General features: G+C 70.8%; 5 protein-coding genes, 1 tRNA gene, 1 other RNA gene and 1 pseudogene. 5 read left to right on the forward strand and 3 right to left on the reverse strand.

The features are described from left to right. Positions 1–274 precede the first annotated feature (274 nt). Both GA0115234_RS34830 and GA0115234_RS34835 read left to right on the forward strand, forming a co-directional pair. Positions 275–886, forward strand: coding sequence for a DUF6232 family protein (locus GA0115234_RS34830; RefSeq protein ID WP_093549725.1), 612 nt, complete (start codon positions 275–277; stop codon positions 884–886). Continuing rightward, positions 883–1,242: a hypothetical protein gene (locus tag GA0115234_RS34835; protein WP_093549727.1), complete on the forward strand. Its 360-nt coding sequence runs from the start codon at positions 883–885 to the stop codon at positions 1,240–1,242. Before GA0115234_RS34830 ends, GA0115234_RS34835 begins: the two co-directional genes overlap by 4 nt. Before the next feature lie 86 nt (positions 1,243–1,328). On the opposite strand, the gene GA0115234_RS43960 is transcribed toward GA0115234_RS34835, so the two are convergent. Next, entirely contained in the window at positions 1,329–1,700 is a 372-nt protein-coding gene (locus GA0115234_RS43960) for an ATP-binding protein (RefSeq protein ID WP_370804689.1), read from the reverse strand. 84 nt (positions 1,701–1,784) lie between these two features. Here GA0115234_RS43960 and GA0115234_RS34840 point away from each other — a divergent pair. Beyond that, positions 1,785–2,710 (forward strand): annotated as a pseudogene (locus GA0115234_RS34840) (oxygenase MpaB family protein); the annotation flags it as partial. 185 nt (positions 2,711–2,895) lie between these two features. On the opposite strand, the gene GA0115234_RS34845 reads toward GA0115234_RS34840, so the two are convergent. Both GA0115234_RS34845 and GA0115234_RS34850 read right to left on the reverse strand, forming a co-directional pair. Further along, complete coding sequence (locus tag GA0115234_RS34845; protein WP_093549728.1) at positions 2,896–5,667, reverse strand: hypothetical protein; 2,772 nt, start codon at positions 5,665–5,667, stop codon at positions 2,896–2,898. Positions 5,668–6,400: 733 nt separating this feature from the next. Beyond that, a tRNA-Ser gene (locus GA0115234_RS34850) sits at positions 6,401–6,488 on the reverse strand. 175 nt (positions 6,489–6,663) lie between these two features. Here GA0115234_RS34850 and ffs point away from each other — a divergent pair. Together ffs and GA0115234_RS34860 are read left to right on the forward strand one after the other, a co-directional pair. After that, positions 6,664–6,760: signal recognition particle sRNA small type (gene ffs / locus GA0115234_RS34855), an RNA gene on the forward strand. Positions 6,761–6,906: 146 nt separating this feature from the next. Then, positions 6,907–8,323: DNA polymerase III subunit gamma and tau (locus GA0115234_RS34860; RefSeq protein ID WP_141718526.1), on the forward strand; the 1,417-nt coding region annotated here is incomplete at its 3' end.

The raw sequence follows: 8,323 nt of genomic DNA on the forward strand, positions 1-8,323 counted from the left end.
CGAACCCGGCCGGGCCAGGGCACGTGGGCCATGGCGGAAGGTGCGAGGAGCACGAAACGGGACCTGCACGTCCATGCCCGGACAGTGGGCGCGAGGCTGAGAGAGCCCCGCGAGCGGGCCCGTGACCGGTCGCCGGGGTCTTCCCCTCGGGGATACCAATTCGCTTAATAAACAGCCTACTTGACGATGGATACTGTGTTGCAGTGAACGTGTACCACGTGGTTTATGTTGTTCTACGTTCAGTTGGCATTGCATCAACCTCTGGGGGAACGGCATGGAGCCAACAGATCCGGCGGGGCGGCCGTGGAACGCCCCGCCCCCACCCCCGGTGCCGCCGCTCACACGCGGCGCCGATGTCGATCTGCGGGTCAGCAAACGGCTGCTGTGGGTCGGCGGCGCCGCCTATCCGCTGCAGAACATCGCGCGGGTGTACACGCTCACCATCCACCCCAGGCGCAAGGAAGCCGTCGTCCGCTTCTGCAAGAGCGTCGCGATCACGTTGGCGGTCGCGATCGCCCTCACGATCCTCGGCGCGGTGGCCACCCTAGGGAGTGAGGACGTGGGAGGCGGCATCGTCACCTTCGTCTGGTATGTCACGGTGGCCGGGCTGATCTACTTCCTCGTGGAGCTGATCTCCGTACTGTCGGCTCAGTCGCACTACGTACTCGCCGTCGAAACCTCCGGCCCGTCCACCGCGGTCGTGACCAGCACCAACCGGGAACACCTGAACCAGCTCGTCGGATACATCGCCCACGCGATCGAGAATCCCGAAGCCGAGTTCCAGGTGAAAGTGGAGAGCATCACGATCAGCCCCAGGAACTACTACTTCGGGGACAACGTCAACATGTACGGCGGCACCGGAAACGTCGGGATGGCGAGCGCATGAGCGGCGACAGCTACTACTTCGGCGACAACGTGAACATGCATGGTGGACGGGGCAACACCGGCATCGTCAAGAACCAGGCGGTGGCCGCCGACGCCGCAGTGGTGTCTCCCGCACTTCGGTCGGCCGTCGAGGAACTGCTCCAGCTGGTCGCGGAACTCCGCGACCGGGTTCCGCCGGCGAGCGCCCAGGCCATCGACGAATCCCTCGGAGACATCAGTGCCGACGACACCGCGCCGCCGCAGGACAGACACCGCGCCCTGATGGCCGTCGCAGGCATCGCCGCGACGGTCGGCGCCGTCGGCCAGCCGGTCCTCGACGCGGTCAACAAGATCCTCGAACTGCTGGGTGCGCGGTAGGACGACATCGGCCACCGGTTGGCAGCTCCGGGTTCGGAGTCGGGACTGGACGCGGGGCAGTCGCTGCGGCGATGTCGTTCGTGCGTTCACGTGCTGGACTGCCTGAAGCGTCCTCGCATCGGCCGACATGTCGTCCGGTTGGTCTTGAGCGGCGTGGTGTTGGCCGGAGTGAGGTGGGCGCCGATGACGTGGGCCTGGCCGAGGGCGATGGTGAGGCCGAGGCCGAGGCCGTGTCCGTGTCCGTGGCCCCGTTCGGCAGCTTCGGTGCGGAAGCGCTGGGGTCCGTGGGCGAGGAGTTCCGGGGAGAAGCCGGGGCCGTGGTCGCGTACGACGATGGTCGTGCCGTCGACCGTGACCTCGGCCGGCGTCGCGCCGTGGCGGTGGGCGTTGAGGATCAGGTGGGTGACGAGGCGGTCGAGACGGCGCGGGTCGGTCTCGGTGACCGGGTGGCCGGTCACCCTGCCCCGCGTCTCCAGGCCCTTGCGTCGTACGGATTCCGCCACCAGCTCGTCGAGTGGCACCGCCTGGACATCGGCCCTGACGACCACATGGTCCAGGAGGAGCTGGAGGACACGGAGGCGCTGCGCATCATTCTCTACAAGCTCTTCGGCCATCTCCCGGCACCGCCCCTGCTGGACGGCCTGCCCACCGTATGGGCGGCGGGCCGCGCGCTCGCAGGCCCGGTCATCGGCACGATCACGGTGGCGTCCCTCCCCGAGCCCTTCCGCCGACGGGCGGGTCTGCCCGAAATCCCCGGCGCCCAGACGCTGATGCAGAGCGTCTACGTGGCCGTCGGCCTGGCGCGCTTCCTGCCCGGCAACCGGCTCCGGGCCGAGGGCCTCACCGGCCTGCTCCCCTGTCCTCGGACAGCGACGTCCCCCAAGCCGCGACGCCCACCGCGCTGCGCGGCCGGATGAAACAGGTCGGCGCCCTGTTCCGGATGGTCACGCCCTTTGCCGTGCGGCACGGTCCCGCCGAGAGAACCGGATCGCAGCGGAGCGCTGACGAATTCTTCACCGCGGTGCCGGACCAGACCGGCGACGGCTACCTGGACTGGCCCGATCTCGCCGCCCTGGCCCGGGAGCTGTCCTCCCGCCTCGATCCGGACGAACCGGAGGAGGCCAGGCTCTGCCACGCGTATGCCGAGTGGTGGAGGGAACTCCATGCGGCCCTCGACGTCGACGGCGACGGCCGCATCAGCAAGGAGGAGTACGCCGCCGCTGTCCTCTCCCTCGCCGGGCCCGCGCTGATCAGGGTCGCCGAAGAGCTCTTCGACGTCACCGACGCGGACGGCAACCAGTTCATCGACGCGGACGAGTACCGGGCCCTGTTCCGGACCGGGTTCCGGCGCACGGTGGCCGACGTCGACGCAAGGTGCTCACGCAGCGCGCTCGTGAAGGACTTTCTCTCCTTCATGTCGGGCCGCCGGCGCTCGACCGCCCATGACCCACTGCTCGCCGACGCGTAGGACCCCCGGACCGAAGGGGCCGCCGGGAGGACAGGACTGCGGGAGGAGCTTCACCACCCCGATCCGGTTCGGCAGTCCCCGCGTGGCCCCCTCACGCCGATGGCACCGGTCCCCGTGGCGGGGGCCGGTGCCATCGTTCAGGTGGTGCGCTCAGGCACTGTCAGCGGGGACGTGGCCCCCGGGCGTCAGCCCTGGTGCGCGTCCGTGACCTTCCCCGTGAGGAGGGGGCCCTCCAGCCACTCGTTCTCCTTGAGGATGTTCACCTGCATCCGCAGGGACTCCTCCGACTCGGTCAGCGCGTCGGTGACCGTGGGCACGGACACTTCGGTGCTCGTCTCGCCCTTGGGGACGGACACCCAGAGGGAGGGACTGTTCGTGGACAGGGGCCGCTCCGGGTCGGCGTCCTCGCCGAGGCTGGAGAGCCACTCCTCGTCGACATCCTTCGTGGACAGCTCCGTGCCCTCGTGGACCGGCAGGAGGTCGAACCGCATCTCGATGCTGATGTCGGCGGGCTGGGAGAGCTCCACCTTCCAGGTGAGCTTCTGGCCCTCGGTGACCGAGTCGGCGACCGGGGTCACGGTGACCGTGGGCATGGGGTCGTCGTTCTCGACGAGCACGCCTCCGAAGGCGCCGCCGACCGCAGTGCCGCGCACGGCCTTGGCCGCGACCTCGTGGCTGAGGTCGTAGCTGTAGCGGGAGTTGCCCGTGACCGTGATCGGCACGTCCACGGAGCCACCGGCCTTCACCGTCACGGTGCGGATGGTGGACTTGCGGGTCTCCGGGTCGCGGACGGCGAGCTTGATCACGCCGGTGCCCTTGCCGGTGACCTGGACGGGCACGCGGTAGGTGCGGGTGCCGGAGTCGCCCTCCTTGACCGTCAGCTTGCCGATGTCGACACGCGAGAGTGCGACGGGGCGTACCACCGGGGTGCCGGGGCGCCAGCCCCAGGCGTCCATCAACCAGAGCTCGCCGGAGCCGCTGCGCGGGGTGAGCTCCAGCGACCGCGTCCGCTTCAGGTCGACACCGGCGCTGACGGCGGCCTTCAGCGGGACGCGGACCTCACGCGCCCAGTACGCGGCCGTCGAGTCGGAGCCGGGAAGGCCGTCGACGGTGACCTGACCGAGCCCCACCCGCTTGCCGGAGGCGTCGGTGAGGGCGACGTCGAGCCGGGTGCCCCGGGTGTTCGGCGGCACCGTCACCCGCAGGGCGAGCGCGTCGGAGCCCGCCAGCGAGAAGGCGCGCTCCGGCGTCAGCCGGACCGGGGTGCCCGGCTTGGTCCAGCGGGCCGTGACCGCGTTGCGGCCCGGCTCACTGGTGGTCTCCGCCCAGGACGCGAAGTGCGGCGACTTACCGGGGGTGGAGTCAGGCATACAGGCCCGCGCGGCGCTCGTCGCGACCTGTTGGCACACGCGCCCGTTCGTCACCGAGAGCGGGTCGTCGGGCCGGATCGCCGGGGTGCGATTGCCGCCGACGGCGTGGGTCAGCACCCGGGCGGGACCGGCCGAGGGCGCGCGCCGGTCGGAGCCGTCGAGCAGCGGGCGGACCCGGTCGTCGCCCGCGAGGAAGAGCCGCGCGGCGGCGGCGATGTAGGTGGCGCCCGCCGTCTGCTGCTGCTTGGCGCTCAGCCGGGTCCCGGCCCGTGCCGAGCAGACCGGGTCCGGGTTGTTCTTGTCGTCCCAGAAGTCGTCGGCGGCCGGGGCCTCGGCCTGGCCGGGCGTCCACTCCGTGTTGAAGAAGTTGTGGTTGGCGCCGACCATGTACACCGCGCTGTGCAGCGCCGTGCCCTGGCCGATGCCCCGGGTGCCGTCGAGGTACATCTGGCCCTGAAGGTCGCTCACATCGCCGTCACAGCCCGGCAGGATGGTCATGGAGGGCACGTCGGGCATGGGGTTCTGGCCGAAGTTGGTGGGGCCGATCAGGACGGTGCCGCGGATCCGCCAGCCCACCGGCCCCCGGTATCCGTCCTCGGCGGGCGGCGGCGGGGAGACGCTGTCGAGAGCCGCCCGGTTGACGCCCTCGCCGCCCCGGGAGTGGCCGACCAGGAGCACCTTCGAGAGGTCCGCGGGCTCCGTCGCGCGCACGGCCGCGGGGGCCTTCGCGGGGCTCGCACCCCACTCCGCCCAGCGGGCGAGGTGCTGGCGCACCAGGGACGAACGGGCCTGCGCCCCGAAGTCGGCCGCGCGGCCGTCCTGCGCGTTGACACCGTTCGCGGAGATGGAGACCGTCACATAGCCCTGGGATGCCAGGAGCTTCTGGTCGTGCAGAAAGCCGCGGTAGCTCGGGATCTCCTTGTTGCCCGGCTTGCACGGCCACTCCATGCCCGCGCTGTTCTTGCCGGGCTCGTAGCAGGTGGCGCCGCGGCCGTGGACGAAGAGCGCCAGCGGTCGCTTCCCCGGCGCGTCCGTCGGGCCGACGACCGTGGCGCGCATCTCCACGGGCTCGGCGTAGCCCGGCAGCCTCACCGACTTCAGGGAGTACTCACCACTGATGGTGCGGTACTTACCGGCGACACCGGGGTCGACCGGGTTGGCGGGGAACGGCTCCTGGGGTGCCTCCGCGGCCGACGAGCGCCGCTGACGGGGTGCCTGGTCGGCCTTCGCGGCGTCCAGCCGCCGCGAACCGGCGACCACCTGGAGTTCGCTCACCGGTCCGACCCTCGCCCCGTCGAGGCGGAGCCGGAAGGTGCGTTGGTCGGGGGAGGGCTCCGGGACGCCGAGGGTCCGCTCCCCCGAGCGGAACTCGACCAGGGCGCCGCCCATGCCCACGGGCTCGGGCGAGCTCCAGATCAGCTCCCCGCCCTCGACACGCCACCCCTCCGGCAGCCGCTCCCCGGAGGCGCCCGGCGGCGCGCCGGGTATGGACTCGGCGGCCGGTTGCGCATGCGCCGGCCCTGGCACACCCGCCGCCAGCGCCACGGCCGCCAAGGCAGCCGTCAGCGCGCGTGAGACCTGTCTCACGATGGTGTCTCCTCGTTGTTGGTCGTGCTTCAGCGCCCCAGGAATCCCAGGAGCACCCCCCGCACCGGGGAGAGGGTGACGTGTCATCACCGGTTGTCCCACCTCGGGGAACCTGACAGGAATCTGACAAGAGCCGAACAGGAGCCGAACAGGAGCGCCGAGGAGGAGCCGGACGGGCTGCTCGCGGCGGTGCCTTCGAGCCCGATACGGACTCGCGCTTCGTTCTCGCCTTCCTGTCCCTTCCGGGAGTACAGGCATGGATCAAAGACCGAGCAGAGATGACCATCGTCGCTCGATCAGGACAAAGGCGATGCAGCAGCTTCCCGTGCTGCTGCCATCCATCGAGGAGCAGCGCCGCATCGGCGATCTCGTTTGCGCACTCGACAGCCGGATCGGGGCCCACCACCAGGTAGTGGGGCGGCGGAACGCGCGCACGGCGAACTCGCGACCCTGCTGATGGGGAGTGCTCTCTCGTCCGACGAACGGACGCCCGCACCTGACGCGAGGGCGGCGGAGCCACGTGAAAAGGGGCTCAGGGACAGGACGACCCGAGGCTGTCTTCGCAGCCGGCACGGCGTTCGCCGGCTGCATGGTCCTGTGCCTCGGGGTACTGACAGCGGCCTGACGCCGTCCGGGCCGGAGACGGGCCGGAACCCATCACCCACGACTACGAACGTCGAAGGGCCCCACCGCAAGCGGTGGGGCCCTTCGACGTATTGCCCGGTGAGAGCAATGGCGGAGGATACGAGATTCGAACTCGTGAGGGGTTGCCCCCAACACGCTTTCCAAGCGTGCGCCCTAGGCCACTAGGCGAATCCTCCGCGGCAAACAATACAAGACGTTGAGGAGTGCTCGCGAACCCGTTCCCCCTGGACCTCCTCCGGACCTCCCCCGAGGCTTCCTCCGGACCTCCCCCGGACTCTCGGCGGAGTCGTCCGGGGGAGGAGAGAAGGAGGGGAGGTGGACCGGCAGGGGTGGGGATCGGTTAAGGTGGGCGTCAGCCCCTCACGTGGCGCTATCTGACTGAACTCCCCCAGGGCCGGAAGGCAGCAAGGGTAGGTCGGCTCTGGCGGGTGCGTGGGGGGCCCTTGTGTTTCCGGGGTCCTGTGTTTCTGGTCTCCCGGTTTGTTTCTGGCCCCCGTGTTCCTGCGTCTCCCGCGATTCCCGTGACGGGTGCGTGAGGTGGTGGCCGGGTCGGTCCGGGGCCGGTTGTCGGTCCGCCCGGATAACCTCGTAGGTGTGTCGTCCCTTGCGCTGTACCGCCGCTACCGCCCCGAGTCGTTCGCCGAGGTCATCGGGCAGGAGCATGTCACTGACCCGCTGCAGCAGGCGCTGCGGAACAACCGGGTCAATCACGCGTACCTGTTCAGCGGTCCGCGCGGCTGCGGCAAGACGACCAGTGCGCGCATCCTGGCCCGCTGTCTGAACTGCGATCAGGGGCCGACGCCCACGCCGTGCGGGGAGTGCCAGTCCTGCCAGGATCTCGCGCGCAACGGACCGGGGTCGATCGATGTCATCGAGATCGACGCCGCATCGCATGGTGGCGTGGACGACGCCCGTGATCTGCGGGAGAAGGCGTTCTTCGGGCCCGCGTCGAGTCGTTACAAGATCTACATCATCGACGAGGCGCACATGGTCACGCCGGCGGGGTTCAACGCCCTGCTGAAGGTGGTCGAGGAGCCGCCGGAGCACCTGAAGTTCATCTTCGCCACGACCGAGCCCGAGAAGGTCATCGGCACCATCCGGTCGCGTACCCACCACTACCCGTTCCGCCTCGTGCCGCCGGGGACGCTGCGTGAGTACCTCGCCGAGGTCTGTGGCAAGGAGAACAGCCCCGTCGAGGACGGCGTGCTGCCCCTCGTCGTGCGGGCCGGCGCCGGGTCCGTGCGTGACTCGATGTCGGTGATGGACCAGCTGCTGGCCGGCGCGGGCGACGACGGTGTGACCTACGCCATGGCGACCTCGCTGCTCGGTTATACGGACGGTTCGCTGCTCGACTCGATCGTGGACGCCTTCGCGGCGGGTGACGGGGCCGCGGCCTTCGAGGTCGTGGACCGGGTGATCGAGGGCGGCAACGACCCGCGCCGTTTCGTCGCCGACCTCCTGGAGCGGCTGCGCGACCTGGTGATCCTGGCCGCCGTGCCGGACGCCCGGGAGAAGGGGCTGATCGACGCCCCCGCCGATGTCGTCGAACGGATGCAGGCCCAGGCGTCCGTCTTCGGTGCCGCCGAGCTGAGCCGCGCCGCCGACCTGGTCAACGAGGGGCTCACGGAGATGCGCGGGGCGACCTCGCCGCGCCTCCAGGTCGAGCTGATCTGCGCCCGGGTGCTGCTGCCCGCGGCCTTCGACGACGAGCGTTCGCTCCAGGCCCGCCTCGACCGGCTGGAGCGGGGCGCCTCCTTCGCGACCACGGGCCCGGGGCCCGCCATGGGGTACGTACCCGGGCCGGAGGCCCTGGCCCACGCGCCCGCGCCCACACCCCCCGCCGTGCAGCCCGGTACGGGACCCGCCGTGGCACGTGCGGCGGCCCGGGGCGAGGCACCCGCGCCCGCACCGGAGCAGTCGCCCCCGCCCGCGCCCGCCGTGGCCCCCGTCGACCCGCAGCCGCCGGTCGAGGCGGCCCCGGCTCCCGCGGGCGGTCAGCGTCCCGGTGCCT

The organism is Streptomyces sp. DvalAA-43 (assembly GCF_900091725.1).
Lineage (GTDB): Bacteria > Actinomycetota > Actinomycetes > Streptomycetales > Streptomycetaceae > Streptomyces > Streptomyces pulveraceus.